Origin of the sequence: Pedobacter frigoris (assembly GCF_005116445.1) — a bacterium.
In the GTDB taxonomy this organism is placed as follows: domain Bacteria; phylum Bacteroidota; class Bacteroidia; order Sphingobacteriales; family Sphingobacteriaceae; genus Pedobacter; species Pedobacter frigoris.
Window position 1 is genome coordinate 140,313 of record NZ_SWBQ01000005.1, and the last position, 20,409, is coordinate 160,721.

The window sequence follows — 20,409 nt, forward strand, 5'->3', positions numbered from 1 at the left end:
TTAATGTTGAAGTTCCTGGGTGCCACTTGCGTCCAAAAGGTTAAAGAAATAATCTAAAAGGGAGTTAAAACTTCCAAAGTTCTGATCTTCATATTGAATGCCATGAAGCCTGCAAAACATACTCAGCCCAACATTCATTACCCTGTCTAAGTGGAACTCATTGCCCTCACTAAAAGAGGTTCGCTCTCTGGAATTAAAAACCCTTATATGGATGCTTGGGTGCGTCAGTGAAGTTAACCGGGTTTTAGCTTTCAGAGCAAACATACTGGAAAGACCAGCCATGATAATTCCGAGCTGTTTATGGTATCTTGTATCCTCGTCATCATTTGAACTTACCATACATTCATAAGCAAAAGTGTCAGCTTCCTGTTCCAGTTGGACACATAAGGCTTTTTCCTGTTCGTTTAAAACATCCCTATTTTTGAATTTAAGGCTGATTTCTTTATAGCTGCCCCAATGCCCGTTAACGATATGTGCTACTTCATGGAACATGATATAGCTGACTGCATCCATAAAAATAACGTTGGCTGTCCTGACTTTGTAACTAGTCATCGTTGGATTTGGTAGGTTTTCAGGCCACTCATCATTACTATTATGGTTCTTTAGGGAGAATGCCCAATCAAAAAGTTGATCGAGTTCTTTTACTTCGGTATCCTCGCTGTCCATAACCGTATAGGTATCGGTAATCTTTATTGCAGTCCTTGATTTATTTTGTGTGATTTCCAGGATTATATAGTTAAGGCACCACATCAGACATAGAAATCGTTTGTTCAGAACAATTTCTTTTGTGTCGTGGTCGGAATAAGGTGTTGAAAAATTACCAGTTTCGATTTTGATGTAACGGCTCAACTGCGAATCCTGATATTCCCTTAACCTTGCATTGGTGATCTCACTTGTGTTTTCAAAAGTATTTATAAGACGATCATAAAGTGTTTCAATTGGGTGTATGTTAGTCATACAGTAAAGATAACGCTTGTTATTGATGTTTGATAGGGGTGGAAAGGTACTGTTCTGCTGCTATTTCCCGGTAGCCCCGCCTTTTAGTCGGGTTTATTTTACCCCGTTTTGTGTTTCATAGGTGCTGTAGCTGCCCATGCATTTGACCTTTAACAGATAAATCAACAACCATTTTAATGCTCAATAAAGGAGGATGAACTTTTTAAGAAAAAGGGCAAAAAAGGAAAGCGAAGCTACTGGTTGCCTGCACCTGCGCGGGCATAATGGCTGCGCCACCCTTCGGGACTTATACCGCTCCGGTATGGTCAACCATGCTTCTGTTGCTTTCTTTTTTGTCCTTTTTTCTTTGGAAAAAAGTTCTGTCAGGACAGGGACAAGGAGGAAGAATTAACAGATTTTTCAACCTTTTATTTTTTTTATCATGAGTGTGCAAGTCCAAAATTCCTTTTTCTCCATTTCAGAGCTTAAAGTGAGCTATCAACCCAAATTTAAGGCTTCGGAACGGCCGCAGATTACTACATCGCAAAATGCCTATGACATTTTTTATCGGCACTGGAACCACGACATTATAGAAATGACTGAGCAGTGTTACATGCTTTTGCTGAACCGTGCCAATAAGGTTATAGGAATTAAAGAGCTTTCCAGTGGGGGAATGGCTGGAACTATTATCGATCCTAAAGTGGTCTTTTCCGTGGCTTTAAAGAGTTTATGTGCTGGGATTATCTTAGCGCACAATCACCCTAGTAATAGTCTGAAACCAAGTGAGGCGGATGTAACGTTAACCCGACGACTGGTTGAGGCGGGTAAATTACTGGACTTGCAGGTGCTTGATCACATCATCCTTACCAAACATAGCGGCTTTTATTCTTTTGCTGATGAAGGCATTCTTTAAAATTCAAAACCCTATTTACTTAATCTATCCTATTATGTGTTGTACAGATAAAACAGAAAAGAAAGCATTGTTTGAGCTGGCTAAAGCCCTTAAACATTTCTATAACCTTGATGATATGAAAATGCATCCGGGCGATTTGCATACTGCCCGAGTTGCCGAAAAACTGGTGCGGGGCATCATTGAGGATAATGGTTATACAGCCAGCTATCTAAAAAGACGTGGAACTCGGCTTTTCCAGTTCCGAAAATAAACCAGTAAATATTTTATTGATCACCTATTTCAAAAATATAGATTATGTTTTCAAATTTAGATACAAGCGGGCTGGTTATGTTTTGCATTGGCCTGCTTATCCGTTACCTGATCGATAAGCGCAAGTTCAGGCGCAGGAACATTGCAGGTATGCAGGTGTTTTCCAGTTATTTAAACGCTGTTGTTTTCCAATTATTTGAGCGGATTTTTAATCTGCTTGGATTGTTGCTGATTGTTTTAGGGGTAGTGACCATTCTTATGAGGTTGTGAGATATTCACATATCCATTCCAATTCAAAAGCCAGCAGATTTATGACCTGCTGGCTTTTATTTTTAATATTGTCGAGTAATTTTTCAAATTGATATTGAGCAACTTAATAGATCGGTTTCCAAAATTAGGCTAGTGCATGCGGAAATCTTATACTAATTGCTATCTTTGCCTCACGGTTAAGGCATTGGATCACCTCCAATGTTCGCCAAAAGCATTAAATCGTCCTGAAAAGTGTTCGACAAATGTAACGCTTGGGCTACAGTCCCGCTTTACGATAAGTAGAGCGGGATTTTTGTTTTACTCTTTTTGCCACTCTTCATTTTACTTCAATACGATTGATCTTTTGAAGTCGATATAATATTCTTTTCTTAAGAGTTGACTTTTTCTTAACCGGAGTGATAAATACTTTTCAAAAAAACTATTATAATTAATCGAAATGTATGATGCTGATAAGTGATTTGTGTGACATTTATTATTTCTATAGTTAATTTGGGCAATTTTTTTCGGGATTTGAGGGGAAAATAGAGGTGTGTGTTCTACACTAAGCAACTTGTGGTATATTGATATAGAGGCGTTTATAATTGTTACATAGGCCCCTGATTCTGTAAATATTCCGCTATTATGAGGTATTTGAGCAAACCATAGTGGTGCGACGGTTGGCTCGGCACGATAGTTCCTTATAGGTATCCTACCTAATGAAAAATATCCTTATGAAAAACAAGTCAACCCTGATTTATTTTTTTTTTGTTTTTTACTTTCTCTCAATAATAAGTAATTCAGCATCGGCACAAAACATAACAGTTACAGGAATTAATTCGAGTTGTCCCAATAGCGCAAGTATTACAGTTAATGTAACAGGCTTAGCGAGTCCGGTCAGTTATCAGCTTTTACAAGGTTCAACGATTATCAGGCCGTTTGGAGGTTCAGGTTGGACAACAACAAATATTTTTGCTGATTTGCCGGCAGGAACATATATCGTTAAAGCAAGGGGTAATGACGATGATAATACTATAATTACGTCAGCATCTGTTGCTGTTACAGAAAATTATACCCCGATTACAGCTTATGTTAATCCGGCTTCAATTATCGATTGTGTCGGGAAGCCCGGTTCTTTAAGTGTAACAGCAAGCGGAGGAAGTGGTAATCTTAGTTATGGTATTACTCCGGATAATCAAAATGTTGCTCCTGCAAGTTTTCAAAACTCTCCTGTCTTTTCAAATTTGCCTCCCGGTTCGTATAAATTTTGGGTGAAAGACAATAATTGTCCCACTGCAATTATAATGAATACAACAGGGGTATATACTCACGACCTGCCAAGATCTGCAACAGATTTTAATGCATATCCGATCTATTTAGAACTACAAAATCAAAATACTGCTACCGGAGGATATAAAATCATTCCTGCTAGATTTTTTACAGGTAATTATACAGAGATCCCAAATGATGAAAAGCAATTTTACCGGGTATCTGTAAAGGATGTGACCACTGGAATTACCTATGCTGAACAGTCTCTGACTTCGGATTATCTGTTCGGTGCCAATACTGTCGCAGGGCATACGCTTGAGTTTACCTTACGTAACATCTGCAATAATACGACTAAAACCTTTCCGGTCATCCAGATAGGCCCTGATGTAAGTGCCTTTGCAACCTGTGGGCAGGCGCAGGCACAATATTTAATCAAAGATATTAGTCTGGTTTCAATACCTGCAACAATTGTCTTTACGAATAATAATGGGACATCAAGCGGTAATCAAAGCATTACGGTCAGTAATAAAAGCGACGTTTATAGATTTGTCAATCTCCCTCCTAATTCCAAATTTACATGGAAAGTAATAGATAATGATGGCAAAACCTGGCCAGGGGGTGTTCTGGATTTTACTGTTGATTTGACTGGCGGAGGTTCGGCCGCATCCTATCTGTATAGCACTGCAAATGGCTGCGCATTAGATCAAAGTATGATACGTATCGCATTGCCGGGAATCCCAAATGCTTCTGCAGGCCTGACTTACAGAGTCACTGCCTCTAATAATCCAACGGTGCCTGTTTCACAAGTTGGGAATATCGTAGCTGATCCGGGTAATCAGGGATATCTTTTAGAATTGAATGGTTCAAATTATTGGCCTCATGGTGATTATACAATAGTGATAAATTCATCTGGAACCTGTTATAATAATGCATCATTGAATGTTTCTGCAACGGGGAATCAAGCAAATATAACAGGTGTAACTAAAACTGCAGAGTGTGGTTCTTTTAACTTTACTATAAATGGGAAATTTAGTAACCCGGGGAACGCAGGATATACAGGCGATTATGAATTGGTTATTTTAAATGGTCCCGGACTTACAGGTGGCACGACGAGAGCTGTTACAAGTATAACTACAACAGATCCTTTCACAAATATGCCTTATGGCACTTATAGTGTAGCTTTACGAATTAAGGGGCAGACATGTAATCTGATTGTTTTGGATCCGATTACTTTTACTGCTGCGAGCAGTATTGATTTTGATGCAATAAATAGTGGTGGTTTTGCCTGTGGACCAGGTGGAACAGGAGATTTGACGGTAGCCGCTTCGACTATCATCAATGGAGCACAGCTCCAATACAGCATAAATAACGGGGTTACATGGCAGACCTCACATATTTTTCATAACATTCCAATAGGTCCTCATTCAATCAGGATTAGAGAAACCGGCTGCGGAACAGAAACTACGCAGATTGTCACCGTGGTTGAGACCATTGAAGCAACAATAAATAATAATCCAATTATTGAAACGGTTTGCGAAGGCGGTAATGCTGTGTTAAATATCAATGCTATTGGTGGAACGAATTATACGTGGACTTATCCTGACGGAACTATCCACATGGGTAAGGTTCAGAATCTAAATAATGTAACAGCGGCAATGGCGGGTGTCTACTCCGTGGTAGTTACTACTGAGAGTTGTGTAACCCCTGCCCAAAAAGTAAGTTTGAATGTACTTACAAAAGCAACTGTGGAGGCTGTAGCACCTCAGGTAGCTTGTAATAACGAGATTAAAAAAATTCCTTTCACAGGTGTTCAAAGCCTTAAATATTCATCTCCTACTACTTCGGTTGCTGTGCAGACAACATATTCCTGGGTTAATGATAATCCTGCTATTGGTTTAGCCGCTACAGGTACAGGGGATATCTCATTTACTGCCGTAAATACGGGAGCAGTGGCTATAGTTGCCAATATTACGGTTACAGCAAATACCGATGCAGGTTGTACAGGTCCGTCTAAGACTTTTGCGATAACCATCAATCCAGGTATTGGTAAGCCAATTATAACTGGTGCTAATCAATTTTGTACAGCAGTGGGTACTACTTTGACCTCGTCTGCTTCTACAGGAAATCAATGGTATAAAGATGGTAATGCTATTTCAGGCGCTACAGGGCAAACTTATTTTGCATCAGAGGCAGGAAGCTATACTGTGGCTATTAGTGGAGGTAGTACTTGTTCAAGTCCGTCCGATCCTATGGTTTTAACCGCAGTTCCTTGTAAGATCACAGCTGAAAAAACGATAGCAAGCTCTCCTGCGACAGTGAAGTCAGGTGATGTCTTGACTTATAATATTACGATTAAAAATAGTTTTGGTACTGCTAAAGCTGGTGTTACAGCAAGTGATGATGTACCATCTACATTGGTTAATATCAATACAATCAGTAATGGTGGTGTTTTAACTGGTAATAAGATTGATTGGTCGGGGTTAACAGTTCCGGCAAATGGCAGTATTACTTTGAGTTTTAAAGCTACAGTTGCGGCTAACTTGCCTGTTGGGACGACAACAATTAAGAATGTTGCTTTTGTAATTGATCCTACAGATCCTGGTAATCCAATTACCCCTGAGGTTGAAGTGCCAACAGACGGCAAGCTTACTGCAACCAAAACAATTGTCGGTAATCCTGCTACGGTTAAGGCCGGCGATGTATTAACTTATAATATTACGATTAAAAATAGTTTTGGTACTGCTAAAGCTGGTGTTACAGCAAGTGATGATGTACCTTCAACGTTGGTTAATATCAATACAATTAGTAATGGTGGTGTTTTAACTGGTAATAAGATTGATTGGTCGGGGTTAACAGTTCCGGCAAATGGCAGTATTACTTTGAGTTTTAAAGCTACAGTTGCGGCTAACTTGCCTGTTGGGACGACAACAATTAAGAATGTTGCTTCTGTAATTGATCCTACAGATCCTGGTAATCCAATTACCCCTGAGGTTGAAGTGCCAACAGACGGCAAGCTTACTGCAACCAAAACAATTGTCGGTAATCCTGCTACGGTTAAGGCCGGCGAAGAATTAACTTATAATATTACGATTAAAAATAGTTTTGGTACTGCTAAAGCTGGTGTTACAGCAAGTGACGATGTCCCTGTGTCTTTGATACGTGTTAGCAGTATCAGCAATGGGGGTACGCTTACGGGCAATCAGATCAATTGGACAGGATTGACGATTCCTGCTAATGGTAGCATTACGTTAAGCTTCAAAGCTACAGTTATAGCGGATCTTACTCAGGCATCAACCATTAAGAACGTCGCTTTTGTAGTGGATCCAACAGATACAGGTAATCCATTGAATCCAGAAGTAGAAGTTCCTACAGTGCAGATTGCAGCTTTAATTTTGACTAAAACAGCCCTTCCCGGAGGACGTAAATTCGGAGATGTAATTAACTATAGTCTGGTACTTACCAACATTGGGAATGTGACAGTTACCAACATTAAGATCACTGATGCGAATGCAGATCAGGGCAGCATTAGTCCATCTACGATCGTTAGTTTGGCGCCCGGTGTGAGTGTGAATATTACAGCAAGACATACGATTACTGTGGCTGATTTGGAACGTGGTTATGTAAGTAATCTTGCTAAAGCAGATGGTACAGATCCGAATGGTAACAATGTTCATGCTGAGTCTAAAGATCCTGCGCCAGTGCCAGGTAGCCCTGTTGATCCGAACTGCCCTGACTGTACAATTACTCCAACACCTAAAGATGATTTCTTTATTCCAAATGTAATCACGCCCAATGGTGACGGTAAGAATGATACGTTCGTAATTGTGGGACTCGAATTCTTCAGCAATGCAGATGTTACCATTTTTAACCGCTGGGGCAATGAGGTATATAGGAATAGCAATTATAAAAACACCTGGACTGGTGAAGGATTGAATGAGGGGACTTATTATTATCTGCTAAAAATGCGAAAAGGCGAACAGGTAAGTGCTTACAAAGGTTGGGTATTGTTAAAACGATAGAAATAGATTATGAACAAGCATATCATAAAAGGTGCATTAATAAGTATAGGGCTTATGGCATTGGGAATAACTCGTTCCCATGCACAACAGAACATACAGTTTACCCAGTATATTTTCAATACATTAAGTGTGAATCCGGCCTATGCAGGTTATAAGGAAGAGTGGTTTGCGCAGATGGCTTACCGCAACCAGTGGACTGGCATAGATGGAGCGCCAAAAACAGCCCAGCTTTCGATTGATGGGGTTGCCGATCGAGAAAAGAAGAATGTTGGCCTTGGTCTTCAGATCACAGATGATCGTCTGGGCCCACAATCTTTGACCTCAATATATGCTAATTATGCCTACCGTCTGAGACTTGATGCCGAAGATACACAGCGTCTGAGTTTTGGAATTGGCGTTGGGCTCAGTCAGTATGGGCTTGACGGAGAAAAACTAAGACCTGTTGATCAGGGTGATGTTGACCTTCCGGTTGGTAAAATCAGCAGTACGATTCCTGATATGCGTTTCGGAGTTTACTATTATAATCCTAAATGGTATATCGGAGCTTCGGTAATGGATTTACTCTCGGGTGACAATTCAAACAGTGTTTTCAATTGGGACAATAATACCGTGAGTAATTTGAAGCGTAAGCGACACTTTTATTTAATAGCCGGTACGTTACTGAATTTATCGCCAGACACCAAATTGCGGCCGAGTATTATGCTGAAAGAAGATTTGAAAGGTCCTACGAGTTTGGATATCAATGGCATGTTGATCTTTGGTGGTAGATTTTGGGTTGGTGCTTCTTATCGTACGGGGATTACATTGTGGAAGAAAGATTACGCTGAAGGTCAGCAATTGAGTAAGCAAAACTCTGTTTCAGGTATTACCCAGTTTTATATAAATGATCGCTTTAGAATAGGATACTCTTACGATTATATTGTGAGTAAACTAAGTAGTGTTCAGAATGGCACACACGAGATTACCCTTGGACTAACATTCCCGGGAAAAGGAAAACGTGTACTGAGTCCAAGATTCTTTTAATAGCCTGGGAATTGCAAAGTAAATATTAATGAAAATCAAAATAAACGACTCCATGAAGAATATGTACAGATCACTTCTTATAGTGCTGATGTTATTAACGAGTTTTGTAGTAAATGCACAGGAACAGCCGGGGTTAAGGGACAGGGCAAATCAATTGTATAAAGATTATGAATATGCAAATGCGGCTTCAATTTATCTTAGGTTGGCCGACGTAAAAAAGCCAAAACTGACTGATCTTGAGCGGCTGGCGGACTGTTTTAGGAAGATGAATGATTACGAGGCGGCTGAAAATTGGTATGCCAGAGTAATTCAGTATCCTGAGAGCAAGGCAGATAATCTGCTAGCTTACGGCGCTATTCTAAAAGCGAATGCCCGATATGATAAGGCTAAGCAGATGCTACAGCAATATGCTGCAAAAACAGGTGATAAGAAAAGAGTGCTGAATGAAATCATTGGGTGTGATTCGGCACTAATATGGCTGGCTAAGCCTACTGCTCATAAGTTAAAGAACGAAGAGCAGGTGAATACAACTTTGTCTGAATTCGGTGTTTTTCCGATGGGTGACAAGGTTTATTATACGGGAGAACCTAATGCTGCTATTTTAAAGAACACATATGGTCGTACTGGGAATCCGTATTTGCGAATTTATACAGCAGAACGGAGGGAGAGACTAGCATTAGGAGCAGGAACTTTGGACAATTCGGTGTATAATGATGATCGCTATCATTCCGGTCCGGTAATTGGTAATAAGCGATGGAATCAACTCTTTGTTACCCGTACATATGTGGGGAAAGATGGAGAGGTAAGCAAAGAAGATCGACAAAAATACCGAACCAATAACCTTGAGCTGGTAATTTATACTTTAAATAACGGGATTTGGGAAAGCAGGGCATTTGCTTATAATGATGTACAACGATATTCGGTTGGACATGCCGCACTTAGTCCGGATGAGAAGATTCTTTATTTTGTTTCCGATATGCCTGGGGGCTCCGGAGGAACAGATATCTGGTTTAGTGAACTTCAGTCTGATGGGAGCTGGGGTGCGCCGCAGAACGCGGGTACGTCTGTCAACTCAGACGGAAATGAGATGTTTCCTAATGTGGCGGTTGATGGTACGATGTATTACTCCAGTAATGGTTTGCCTGGTATGGGTGAACTGGATATTTTTACTGTAAAAGGCACGAAAAATCATTGGAGTAAGCCTGTAAATCTGAGGTATCCTGTAAATTCGGCTGGCGATGATTTTGCTTTTGCTGGTAATTCTGAGGATGAAATTTCAGGATATTTGTCTTCTAATCGTCAGGGAGGAAAAGGTGGAGATGATATTTATAGTTTTACTAATCTGAAGCCAAAATTGATCTTTGCCTTAAAAGGCACTACATTAAACAAAAAGACGGGAGAAGTATTGCCGGCTACTGCAGTTTCTCTGTTTGGTAACGGTCGCCGTATTGTGGCCAGACAGGATAGTAAAGAGGATGGAACTTTTTTCTTTGATCTGGAAGCAAATACAAACTATAAAGTATTAGGTCAGAAACTCAAATTTTTTAGCGATTCAGCGACAGTGAGTACAAAAGGATTGGTTAAGTCAGATACATTGGTGGCTACATTACGTTTGCAGCCATTACTTGAAGTGGGGCAGGTATTTGTTTTGGAAAATATTCATTATGATTTTGATAAAGATAAGATCAGGCCCGATGCTACTGAGATTTTGGATGAACTAGTGAGAATCATGCGCGACAATCCGACATTGGAAATTGAACTCGGTTCTCATACAGATAGCAGAGGACTGGATAGCTATAACCTTGATTTGTCACAACGCAGGGCGAAATCTGCTGTGAATTATCTGGTAAGCCGAGGGATTTCAAGAAATAGAATGACAGCCAGAGGATATGGTGAAACTATGTTGCTTAATAAATGTAGTGACGGCGTGAAGTGCTCTTCTGCAGAACATCAGCAAAATAGGAGGACGGAGTTTAAAGTTGTAAAGAATTAAGATTTTTAAAAAAAGTTTTATAAAACGATTATGAATTTTATCTTTGCATCCCGTTACGATAATAAGAGCGATTTATTAAAAGTTGCTGGAGTGTAAAGTCGTTAGGAATGGCCCGTTCGTCTAGGGGTGAGGACGCCAGATTTTCATTCTGGAAACAGGGGTTCGATTCCCCTACGGGCTACTGAAAAGCCTTGATGTTCATTTAACATCAAGGCTTTTTTTATGCCCTTATGATTATTCCCAGGTCCGCATATGTAGTGCATCAACTGGTTTGAATTCAGGCGAACCTTTATTTCAGATTCTTATCAAGGAATTTGATAAAATACCCGCCAACCACACTTCTTGCCTGAAAGCCTGCCTTTTTTCCTGTTTCAGTTTCATGCCAGTCGGTTAGGGGGACACGCGGATTGGTTTCTAAAGTGAATTTATAAACGGGCTGAATAAGTTTATCGAAATCAGATTTTTGATCTGCCAGAGTAGCTGTCCATAAAATCCAGTCAGATTTCGTATATGATTTTCTGCTATCCAGAGGCAATCCATAAGCATTTTGTTTAGTAAGGTAATACTTGATTTCTTTTTGTGCTACTTCTTTCGGGAAGATATTTAATGCCAGTAATTTGTCCCATACAAGATTGTATTTTTGACTCCAGGTTCCCTGTTTTCCAAATGCAAGTACATAATGATCTCCATTGTCTGCAATTTTCATCCAATCCAGCGCCATTTTTTTTGCAATTGTGTTGTATGTTTTAGCTACTTCATTTTCCTTTAACATGTTGGCTAGCATGGCATAACATCCTAATCCAACGATGGCTTTTACGGATAAATTAGCATTTCTTGCCATATGTCCAGCGAAATCATCTGTACACAGCTGATTTGTAGGATCAAAGCCATATTTATTTAAGTATTCAGCCCAGGTGGTAAGCGTTTTCCAGTGCTTTCTGGCATATTCGGCATTCCCTTCTGCCTTTGCAATAGCGGCTGTAATGATCATCATATTGCCTGCCTCCTCTACCGGCATGTCTTCTCCGTAAGTCTGTCCATTTGCCAAGGGATAACTTCCAAGATCGTGAGCCGGGTAAGGCTTGCTCCATTTTCCGCTTTCACTATAATAGAAAATGCCATTTAGCATTCCTTTCATCAGTTCTGGATTGTATTCTAAAAACAATGGAGCGGAAGGATATGTTACATCTACAGTGTTGATGAAGCTCCCGCTGAAGTTTTCCTTAGAAAGGAATAAGATGTCACCCTGCGGGCTTTTAACTAACTTATGTGCTGATATGGATTGACGATAGGCCAGCTCGCATAATTTAGCATAACTAACTCCGCCGATTTGCTGAGCTTTATTATACATCTCATTGTCGAACGTAGTACATTTTTTTATAATTGAAGTATAATCCTTACTCGCTTTATTTAGTTGTTTTTCAATGGTGTCATCTGTAGTGTTTTTCCACCAGGGTTTCAGATTTTCTCCGAAATACTGAACTGAATATAAATCATCATAACCAAGCATTACATATTGTGCCTTTGTTTGAGTCGATACTTTACCCATATTTAGAGTTGTATTTAAAAAAAGCTGTTTTCCGGTTGAAGCATTGCTTTTTTTATTGCTTATTCCGAAGCTGTCTGCTATAAATTGAGAGGAATTTTGGTCCAGTGGTGTTGCCAGGTATAAATACCCCCAATCTATTCTTGAATCATTGTCTTTTCTTGTAAGCAGTGTTTGCTCTGTTGTACCTGCTTTAAGTATAGCGATCTGCCCGGATGTATATTTCTCCGCTTTAACTTCCTGCATGGAATTATTTGCCGCAATATCTGTGGAGGCTCCAAAAGAGATCTGTACATCATGGGATTTCCCATCCATTGACTTGGCAAGAAAGGAAATGTAAGAAATAGGGCGAGACAATAAGTCAAGATCATTTAATAAGAGAGGAGAAGTAAATGCCATTTGAATATTTACAGCACCACATTTAAGGTCATAAATGGTTTGTGTAGCCTTTAGTTGTACAGATTGCTGTTTTGCATCCACAATAAGCGATTCTTTTTTGTCTTCAATCTCTTTGACAATTCCGGCATCAAGGTATTGTCCTCCTGCTGTGTTCGCTACATGGATAGCCATTAGATTTTTCCCCTTCCTCAACTTTGATTTTGCTGTTTCTGAAAGCAGAATATACTCAAAGCCTGAAGTCCAGCCGCTATGCTTGTATATTTGTTCCCCGTTAAGATAAACTTCGATATTATCATCATGAAATAGCTTGAGGTATAGTTTCTCGTTACCGTTCCCTTTGAAGTCAAAATTGCGTCTTATCCAAAGATCATTGCTTGCCCATTTGGTTTTCGGCTTACCGGCATTGTGGCCAAATGGTGCATCGCCTTTTTTCCAGGAAGAGTCGTCGAAGTTCAGAGAGGCCCAATTTGTTGAGGGGGATTTTTCTAAATAATTAACCTGATAAGGTGTTTCATCCGCAGCAGGAACTAGGGTTTTGTATTTCAGCTCATTCTTTCCAAGCAAGCGATAAATCTTGCCATCTACTTTCGCATGAGCAAGTAAGGAAAGATTGCTGCCTGACCAATGGGTGGTGGTAGACTTATTGATCTCGTCTGTAGCACTCCAGATGCTAAAATAGGTGTCATGTGTAATCAATGGATATGCGGGTGCTTTCCTTTCCTGGCTAACTGCAGGTAAAGAAAGAAAAGCGGTCATAGTGAGTAAGGCAATGCGCTTAAGTTTCATTTGGTTGTTCATTTAAAAATTGATTAACAAGTTTAAATTAAAAAATGAAACGCAGTGCTCGTTAAAAGAACATTGAGACGATTTGAGTAGTATTTGAAACAATTTGTCAAATGCAGGGACCGCAGCCTTGAGCTAAATCATTCAGCAGATATGAATATCTCTTTGATAAATCTTAAAATATTTTTACTTATCTTGAAGAACAATTAACCATTCAAAAAAAACAAATCATTTCTTATGAAAAGTTCTATTTTTTATCTCCCTGCTATCGCTGCTGTGTTGGTTTTTTTTAGCTGCAATCAAAGTGACAATAAGACAACGATGGCATCAAGTGACGATTCGGTTAATGTTGTCGCTAAGACTGAATGTTTTATTTCGGCAGACAAGCTTGACTCGGCTTTTCTGAATCTAAAGACATTAAAAAATGGTAAGGTTAAGGGAAGCCTGGTCTTTACTTTTGTGGAGAAGGGCAAGAACGATGGAGAAATTGAGGGTATGTTTAAAGGGGATACCTTATATGTTGATTATACTTTCAAGATTGGGTCGAGTCAAACAATTTATAAAAATCCGCTTGCCCTCCTAAAAAGAGACGGTAAACTTATACTTGGAGTAGGACAGATTGAAACAACTCTGGGCAGGTCATATTTTGTGAAAGGAAAACCAATCAATTTTGATAAAGGTAGGTTTACGTTTATAGCTGCTGATTGTCAGGAAAAATAATTAATTGGGTTTTTGAAGAGCCTTCTATCAGAATCGAACCAATGACCTACTGATTACAAGTCAGTTGCTCTACCAGCTGAGCTAAGAAGGCTTTTAATCTGGCACCAGGCTAAAAAAAGATCTGATGATCTGGAAAGTCGACAAAATTAAACTTTTATTATTTCTATGCAAATTTTTGTCAGCTAATTGGGATTAAAGAGGATATGTTTTACTAATTGCATATTTATGAATTATTAATTACCTTTAAGTTTCTATGATGATTCAATATGGTAAAACTATTTAACTTTTGGTTGGTATTTCTGCGGTATTATTTGTTGCGAAATTGCTAAAGTATTGTTTTGTGAATTTGTTAAACGAAAATATTGGCAAATATTTCTTTAAGAATTAGCTCTAGAAATGCTTAAAAGGATTTTAATTTTAATCGAAGATCTAAAGGTAGTGAATCCATTGTTTGGGTCACTATCCACTGAGTTTGAAGTTATTTTCTCTTCAGGCAACAAAAACACCTTTGTAGTGCTAGATAAATTCAGACCAAACGCTGTGGTTATCGCATTTTCAGATTTTCAGACTGCTTTTGATTGCTGCTTTGCTTTACGTTTAAATCCGGATACCACAAACGTTCCAACCGTTATCGTTTCTGAGAATGGCGTAACCGATGAACAAATAAAAAAAAGCTATTGTAATCACTTTTTTATTATTCCGTTAGATTTCCAGAGATTCAAAAAGACGCTTTATCAAGTTTGTGCTGATGACCCATATTATGATTATTGAAATAAATAGGGTTGCTTATAACGATTGCTATATTTAGATTTATATTATGAAACACATATCCATTTTGGTTCCTAAAGGGGCTATTTTGGGAAGTCTTGAGGGCTCCCGACAATTATTTTCACAAGTTAACGAGTTCTATAAAGCTAAAGGCCTTGATCCTGTTTTTGAGGTGAAATTAATCGGGCTTTCAAAGGAAACCTTAGTGAGTGGAGGGTTATTTACAGTAAATACTGATTTACTAATTGAAGATGTTGAAAAAACAGATTTAATCATTATCCCGGCGATTGATGGAGAAATGCAGTCTGCCCTTGAAAAGAATCGTGATTTTATTCCCTGGATTGTTAAACAGTACAGTCAAGGGGCTGAAATAGCAAGCCTTTGCCTTGGGGCATTTTTATTAGCATCTACAGGGTTATTAAATGGTAGAAAATGTGCTACGCATTGGTTGGCTGAGAATGATTTTAAACGAATGTTTCCAGATGTACAGCTTGTCACGCAGAAGATCATAACTGATGAACAGGGTATTTATTCAAGTGGTGGTGCTTTTTCTTACCTGAATCTGATTTTGTATTTGATTGAAAAATATGCCGGTAGGGAAATAGCCGTACTCTCGGCTAAAGTATTTGCTATTGAACTGGATAGGGAAAACCAATTATCTTTTACGATATTTCAAGGACAAAAGGGGCATGAGGACGAGTGTGTTAAGAAAGTTCAGGAGTACATAGAGAACAATTTCAGTGAAAAAATTACTATTGATCAGCTCGCTGATATGCAGGCTCTTGGAAGAAGAAATCTGGAACGCAGGTTTAAAAAGGCAACTTCGAATACAATAGTCGAGTACATACAGCGTGTTAAAATGGAGGCAGCAAAAGTAAGTTTGGAGTCTTCCCGTGAAAATGTAAATGAAGTAATGTACAAGGTTGGATATACAGACAACAAGGCTTTCAGAACTACATTTAAACGCATTACCGGCTTGTCGCCAATACAATATCGGAGTAAATACAATAGAAGTATTATGGCCTAACTTGGTATAAGACTTATACCTTCGTGTATGGTCTGCCGTTATATATTAAAGTAAGAGAATGAGCAATGTCCCCAGAAAGAGTTTCATTAGTTCCATAAAAGGTAAAGTAATCATCTCGCTTCTATTGGCGTGTTTTGCCTTATTTATGGCATGGGGAGTCAGCAGAGTTGCATTTAAAGAGATGCTTAACACTGTGGAGCACATTTCAGCACCTAGTGAAAGGTTAAGGATCGTAAATGTCACTTCCAGAAGAATAGGGAGTTTGGACCAGCTTCAAAAGAAGCAAGCATTCAACGATCCTAGAAATTATGCCAAGCTCTTTAAACAGTCTAAAGATCTGCGGATGACACTAGACAGCCTGGCTTTGCTTTATAGTGGTGACAGCCTTCAATTGGATCGCATACATAAAATAAAGCGGCTGTTGAGTCAGAGAGACAAACAATTTATAAATTACCTTACTGTTCGAGAACGTTTGGTCAATAATAGTGTCTTTTCTGAACAGGTTCAAAATCTAAATAATATTGTGTCCAGAGGTGGTGAGCAGGCTGATAGCACTATTTTAGCAACAGAGGAAAAAACGTCGACAACGACTATCTATCCTGACGAAAAGCCAAGAAATTTTTTAAGCAAATTATTTGGCCGGAAAAGACCAGCTGAAGACAATTCATTCAAAATAATTAGCGAAGAAAAGGTAAAAAGAGATACTATAGCCTTATCAGCTGAAGACAGGATGGCTAAAAATCTGGAGGAGTCTATAAGAATTATTGAAAAAGAACAACGGAAAAAAAATGCCAGTTTTTTGAATAGAGAAGCAGAGTTGGCTAATGCAAATAGCCTGCTGATTAGTCAAATGCTTGATGTGTTACGACAGGTAGAAAGTGAGGTAGTCAATCAGATTGAAATAAATGGGATTCTGGCAAAAAAAGTTGTAAATACTAGTATTACCACAATAAGTTTGATTATGCTGGTGTTTGTACTGTTGACTGGTTTGTTGCTTTATCTGATTTTGACTGACATAAGTAAAAGTGGTCGTTATAGAAATGAACTTGAGCTTGCGCGGGATGAGGCCGAGTATCATGGACAGGCGAAGCAGCGATTTCTTTCAAATATGAGCCATGAAATTCGTACTCCATTACAATCGATAATTGGTTATTCTGAATTAATAAGGCATCAGGAGCATCCAAAAAGTACAGATATAGATGCAATCTATAATTCATCGGAACATTTATTGCAAATTGTAAATGAGGTGCTGGATTATAACAGGATCATTTCAGGTAAGTTCACTTTTTCAAACAAAGTTTTTGACATCAGGGACCTCATGGAAGAAGTGATTGCGATAATGCGACCTCAGGCAGAGTCTAGATCGTTAAAAATGATTGCTGATCTCGACTTACAGGAATTAAGATATGTAAACGGTGATCCATTCAGGCTGAAACAAATTCTTTTTAATTTGTTGGGAAATGCAGTGAAATTTACAAATCATGGAAAAATATCCCTATCCGTAAACTATAAAAGAAAAGAGGATAACCTCCATTTTACTTTTTCAGTTAAGGATACAGGAATAGGACTTTCAGAAGAAGAGACCAAACGCATATTTAATGAGTTTGAACAGGCAAATAGTTACGATAATGATGTTGTCAATAGAAAAGGCACGGGCTTGGGTTTAACCATTATTAAATCGCTTGTTGAAAATCAAGGAGGGCGAATATACGTAAAGAGTGAGGAGGGTGTGGGTAGCGTTTTTACCGTATATTTAACCTTCAGACTAGAGAGTGAGCCCGAAATCGAAAACCCAGCTAAATTAAAATCATTAAGTGCGAATTACAAAGTGTGGATTGTGGATGATGATCGGTTGATCCTGGATTTATGCAGCGTTATTTTTAAAAAGAATCATATAGCCCATAAGATTTTTAACTCTCCGTTAGATTTACTAAATACAGTGTGGGATAATGATGTAACACATGTATTAATTGATATGAGGATGCCGGAAATGAATGGGATAATGCTGTGCAGAAAATTGAAGGAGAAAATTGACGGTGAGGTAAAAATATATGCGATCACAGCCCAGGTGCTGCCGGATGAACGTGAGCATCTTCTGGATAATGGCTTTGACGGCCTAGTCATGAAACCTTTTAGAGAAGCAGAATTGTTAAGTGCACTTGAAGGCGGTAATTTGCTACACGAGCGGATATTTAAATCGACACCGGAGGTTGAAATTGATCTTTCTTCATTAAAAAAGATGACATTTGGAGATGAAGAACAGTTGGCCAAGATTTTGCTGAGATTTAAAGAGGATTCTTTGAATGATATAGAAGAACTGAGACGTGCTGTAAACGAAAATGAAACAGATAAGTTATGCCTGATCTGCCACCGTCTTGCGGGTAGAATTTCGCAGATTGGGGGAAGGTCACTGGCTGCTGAATTTAGAGTTTATGAACTCGATTTGAGGGGGAGAAAACAAATTCCGGATAAGAATAAGTTATTTCAGCTAATCGAAATGCTACTTAAAATGGTTTATTCTATTTCATAGCGTTCCATTTTGCTATATAACGTCTTACGGTCTATGTTCAATAATTTAGCCGCTTTTGATTTGTTGTATTTCACTTTGACAAGTGTTTCAATAATGAGTGCTTTTTCATTAACTTCATTTATAGCTTTTAAGTCTGAGCCGGTCGCTTTAGGGCTTTGATTAATTGCAATGATCATTTCTTCAGGAAGAGAATCTACGTCTGCGGTTTCATTGGGAGTTAGTAATACCATTCTTTTGATAACATTTTTTAGCTCACGCAAGTTGCCAGGCCAATCATACTGAAGTAACAGCTCTTTAGCTTGTGGAGCTACTTCCCTAACATTCCTGTTTAGTTCGGTATTTGAAAGCTTAATGAAATGTAAAATGAATAATTCGAGATCTTTTCCTCTGTCACGTAACGCTGGAAGTTGTATTTTAAATTCGTTTAATCGGTGGTAGAGGTCCTCCCTGAACGTGCCGTTGCCAACGCTTGTTTTAAGATCATCGTTTGTCGCTGTAATGATTCGAACGTCGACTTTTTTTGTCTTGGTACTTCCCAAAGGTTGAATGATTCTTTCCTGGAGTGCCCGTAATAATTTCACCTGCACCTCATAGCTCAAATTCCCTACCTCATCCAAAAATAAGGTACCCCCGTCTGCAGCTTCAAATTGCCCTTTTTTGTCATTTAAAGCTCCTGTAAATGCTCCTTTTACATGTCCGAATAATTCGCTGGCAGCCAAATCTTTGGATAATGCTCCGCAATCAATAGCGACAAAAGGCTTGTTTTTTCGTTTGCTTTGCATATGGAGTGCCCTTGCAGCATATTCTTTACCCGTTCCGCTTTCTCCCTGTATGACTACAGTCATATCTGTAGGTGCAACTAGGTTGATGTGCTCATAGAGTTTATCAGCTATAGGACTTTTTCCTTTTATAGCATCTGTATGTTCAATAGAAGAAACTGACTCATTGCCTTCTTTTTTTTCTAATGCATTTTTAATGATCATTAGCAATTCGTCAGGGTTTACGGGCTTTGTAATGTAGTCAAATGCACCAAGTTGTATAGATTTTACTGCCGTCTTCACATCATTAAAACTTGTCATGATTATTGTAGGCTGTATCAATCCCCTCTCTCTTAAATAGGATAATACATCTAAACCAGTTCCGTCGGGTAATCTATAGTCTATTAGCAGTAGGTCAAAGTTTTGTTGTTCTATTAAAGCAAAACTCTTTCTAACTTCGTTTACGGCATAAGGCTCAAATCCATGTTTGTTTAAAAAAACCTCTAATATCTGGGAGAAAGTCAGATCGTCTTCAATGATTAGTATTTTTGCCATAGGGATTTCGCTTAAATAGGTAACAAAAATACAAAAAGCAACATGAAAATGGCATAGGTATAAATTATAACTATTCATGATTACTTTCAGTAATGTTTGAAAATACAATAGTTGAGGTTAACTTTGAGTATGGAATTAACAGAAGCGAGATTGAAATTTATTGAGGCATGGGGTAAACTTGGATCAGAATGGGGGATTAACAGGACTATGGCTCAAGTCCATGCGCTTTTGTTAATATCTCCTGAGTCACTAACCACGGAGGATATTATGCAAGAACTGAATATTTCAAGAGGTAATGCTAATATGACGCTAAGAGATTTAATAGGCTGGGGTCTGGTGGATAAGCAGCATAGGCCAGGAGAGCGTAAGGAATACTTTTTTGCAGATAAGAATAGTTGGAATATTGCGAGACAGGTTGCGCAGGAAAGAAAGAAAAGAGAGCTGGATCCAATTATTAAACTTTTGAATGAACTTTCAGATGTAGAGGGGAGTGAGAAAGAACCCAATTATAGGGTATTTAAGAGTACAGTAAGAGATATTAATAAATTAGCAAAAAATGTAAATAAAACATTAGAAGCTATGCTTAAGGCAGAAGAGAGCTGGTTTTGGGGTTCTATTTTTAAAATGTTTAAATAAGTTTATGCCAGAAATCATTTGATGTTACATAAATCTTTT

The 20,409-nt window shown here is 38.6% G+C and carries 14 protein-coding genes and 2 tRNA genes; 12 read left to right on the forward strand and 4 right to left on the reverse strand.

Annotated elements, in window-relative coordinates:
- Positions 1-957, reverse strand: a complete 957-nt coding sequence (locus tag FA047_RS16750) for a phage exclusion protein Lit family protein (protein WP_136837239.1) — start codon at positions 955-957, stop codon at positions 1-3.
- Between the two features lie 421 nt (positions 958-1,378).
- On the opposite strand from FA047_RS16750, the gene FA047_RS16755 reads away from it, so the two are divergent.
- The 7 genes from FA047_RS16755 to FA047_RS16785 all read left to right on the forward strand — a co-directional run bounded on the left by FA047_RS16755 (position 1,379) and on the right by FA047_RS16785 (position 10,829).
- The gene (locus FA047_RS16755) at positions 1,379-1,849 is read left to right on the forward strand and encodes a JAB domain-containing protein (RefSeq protein WP_136837240.1); all 471 of its coding nucleotides are present in this window, start codon (positions 1,379-1,381) and stop codon (positions 1,847-1,849) included.
- A gap of 34 nt (positions 1,850-1,883) precedes the next feature.
- Positions 1,884-2,099 carry a hypothetical protein gene (locus FA047_RS16760; RefSeq protein ID WP_136837241.1) on the forward strand — a complete coding sequence of 72 codons (216 nt, stop codon included), beginning with the start codon at positions 1,884-1,886 and terminating at the stop codon, positions 2,097-2,099.
- Positions 2,100-2,143: 44 nt separating this feature from the next.
- Positions 2,144-2,368 (forward strand): molybdenum ABC transporter permease, encoded by a 225-nt coding sequence (locus FA047_RS16765; protein ID WP_136837242.1) that lies wholly within the window; start codon positions 2,144-2,146, stop codon positions 2,366-2,368.
- Between the two features lie 710 nt (positions 2,369-3,078).
- Positions 3,079-7,632: a T9SS type B sorting domain-containing protein gene (locus FA047_RS16770; protein WP_169304441.1), complete on the forward strand. Its 4,554-nt coding sequence runs from the start codon at positions 3,079-3,081 to the stop codon at positions 7,630-7,632.
- Between the two features lie 9 nt (positions 7,633-7,641).
- Entirely contained in the window at positions 7,642-8,655 is a 1,014-nt protein-coding gene (locus tag FA047_RS16775) for a PorP/SprF family type IX secretion system membrane protein (protein WP_136837244.1), read from the forward strand.
- Positions 8,656-8,683: 28 nt separating this feature from the next.
- Entirely contained in the window at positions 8,684-10,648 is a 1,965-nt protein-coding gene (locus tag FA047_RS16780; RefSeq protein ID WP_225872766.1) for an OmpA family protein, read from the forward strand.
- A 109-nt stretch (positions 10,649-10,757) separates the two neighbouring features.
- A tRNA-Glu gene (locus FA047_RS16785) sits at positions 10,758-10,829 on the forward strand.
- Positions 10,830-10,937: 108 nt separating this feature from the next.
- Here the strand turns inward: FA047_RS16785 and FA047_RS16790 are convergent.
- Complete coding sequence (locus tag FA047_RS16790; RefSeq protein WP_225872767.1) at positions 10,938-13,379, reverse strand: glutaminase family protein; 2,442 nt, start codon at positions 13,377-13,379, stop codon at positions 10,938-10,940.
- A gap of 234 nt (positions 13,380-13,613) precedes the next feature.
- Between FA047_RS16790 and FA047_RS16795 the strand changes: the two genes are divergently transcribed.
- A complete protein-coding gene (locus tag FA047_RS16795) occupies positions 13,614-14,096 on the forward strand; it encodes a hypothetical protein (protein ID WP_136837246.1) in 483 nt (160 codons plus the stop codon).
- 18 nt (positions 14,097-14,114) lie between these two features.
- On the opposite strand, the gene FA047_RS16800 is transcribed toward FA047_RS16795, so the two are convergent.
- Positions 14,115-14,187, reverse strand: a tRNA-Thr gene (locus tag FA047_RS16800).
- Positions 14,188-14,492: 305 nt separating this feature from the next.
- Here FA047_RS16800 and FA047_RS16805 point away from each other — a divergent pair.
- From FA047_RS16805 to FA047_RS16815, 3 genes are read left to right on the forward strand one after another with little or no spacing between them, the layout of a single operon-like run.
- Positions 14,493-14,867 (forward strand): hypothetical protein, encoded by a 375-nt coding sequence (locus FA047_RS16805; RefSeq protein ID WP_136837247.1) that lies wholly within the window; start codon positions 14,493-14,495, stop codon positions 14,865-14,867.
- A 46-nt stretch (positions 14,868-14,913) separates the two neighbouring features.
- Positions 14,914-15,891: a GlxA family transcriptional regulator gene (locus tag FA047_RS16810; protein WP_136837248.1), complete on the forward strand. Its 978-nt coding sequence runs from the start codon at positions 14,914-14,916 to the stop codon at positions 15,889-15,891.
- Between the two features lie 58 nt (positions 15,892-15,949).
- Positions 15,950-18,421, forward strand: coding sequence for a hybrid sensor histidine kinase/response regulator (locus FA047_RS16815; protein WP_136837249.1), 2,472 nt, complete (start codon positions 15,950-15,952; stop codon positions 18,419-18,421).
- On the opposite strand, the gene FA047_RS16820 is transcribed toward FA047_RS16815, so the two are convergent.
- On the reverse strand, positions 18,406-19,734 hold the full coding sequence (locus FA047_RS16820; protein ID WP_136837250.1) for a sigma-54-dependent transcriptional regulator: 1,329 nt from the start codon (positions 19,732-19,734) through the stop codon (positions 18,406-18,408). The two genes, FA047_RS16815 and FA047_RS16820, sit on opposite strands and share 16 nt — an antisense overlap.
- A gap of 129 nt (positions 19,735-19,863) precedes the next feature.
- On the opposite strand from FA047_RS16820, the gene FA047_RS16825 reads away from it, so the two are divergent.
- The gene (locus tag FA047_RS16825) at positions 19,864-20,370 is read left to right on the forward strand and encodes a GbsR/MarR family transcriptional regulator (protein ID WP_136837251.1); all 507 of its coding nucleotides are present in this window, start codon (positions 19,864-19,866) and stop codon (positions 20,368-20,370) included.
- The last annotated feature ends 39 nt before the right edge of the window (positions 20,371-20,409 follow it).

Coding starts and splice junctions, on each gene's coding strand:
- FA047_RS16790 (WP_225872767.1), bottom strand. CDS start 13,379: ATGAAACTTAAGCGCATTGCCTTACTCACTATGACCGCTTTTCTTTCT.
- FA047_RS16760 (WP_136837241.1), top strand. CDS start 1,884: ATGTGTTGTACAGATAAAACAGAAAAGAAAGCATTGTTTGAGCTGGCT.
- FA047_RS16815 (WP_136837249.1), top strand. CDS start 15,950: ATGAGCAATGTCCCCAGAAAGAGTTTCATTAGTTCCATAAAAGGTAAA.
- FA047_RS16755 (WP_136837240.1), top strand. CDS start 1,379: ATGAGTGTGCAAGTCCAAAATTCCTTTTTCTCCATTTCAGAGCTTAAA.
- FA047_RS16820 (WP_136837250.1), bottom strand. CDS start 19,734: ATGGCAAAAATACTAATCATTGAAGACGATCTGACTTTCTCCCAGATA.
- FA047_RS16825 (WP_136837251.1), top strand. CDS start 19,864: ATGGAATTAACAGAAGCGAGATTGAAATTTATTGAGGCATGGGGTAAA.
- FA047_RS16780 (WP_225872766.1), top strand. CDS start 8,684: ATGAAAATCAAAATAAACGACTCCATGAAGAATATGTACAGATCACTT.
- FA047_RS16775 (WP_136837244.1), top strand. CDS start 7,642: ATGAACAAGCATATCATAAAAGGTGCATTAATAAGTATAGGGCTTATG.
- FA047_RS16795 (WP_136837246.1), top strand. CDS start 13,614: ATGAAAAGTTCTATTTTTTATCTCCCTGCTATCGCTGCTGTGTTGGTT.
- FA047_RS16810 (WP_136837248.1), top strand. CDS start 14,914: ATGAAACACATATCCATTTTGGTTCCTAAAGGGGCTATTTTGGGAAGT.
- FA047_RS16750 (WP_136837239.1), bottom strand. CDS start 957: ATGACTAACATACACCCAATTGAAACACTTTATGATCGTCTTATAAAT.
- FA047_RS16805 (WP_136837247.1), top strand. CDS start 14,493: ATGCTTAAAAGGATTTTAATTTTAATCGAAGATCTAAAGGTAGTGAAT.
- FA047_RS16765 (WP_136837242.1), top strand. CDS start 2,144: ATGTTTTCAAATTTAGATACAAGCGGGCTGGTTATGTTTTGCATTGGC.
- FA047_RS16770 (WP_169304441.1), top strand. CDS start 3,079: ATGAAAAACAAGTCAACCCTGATTTATTTTTTTTTTGTTTTTTACTTT.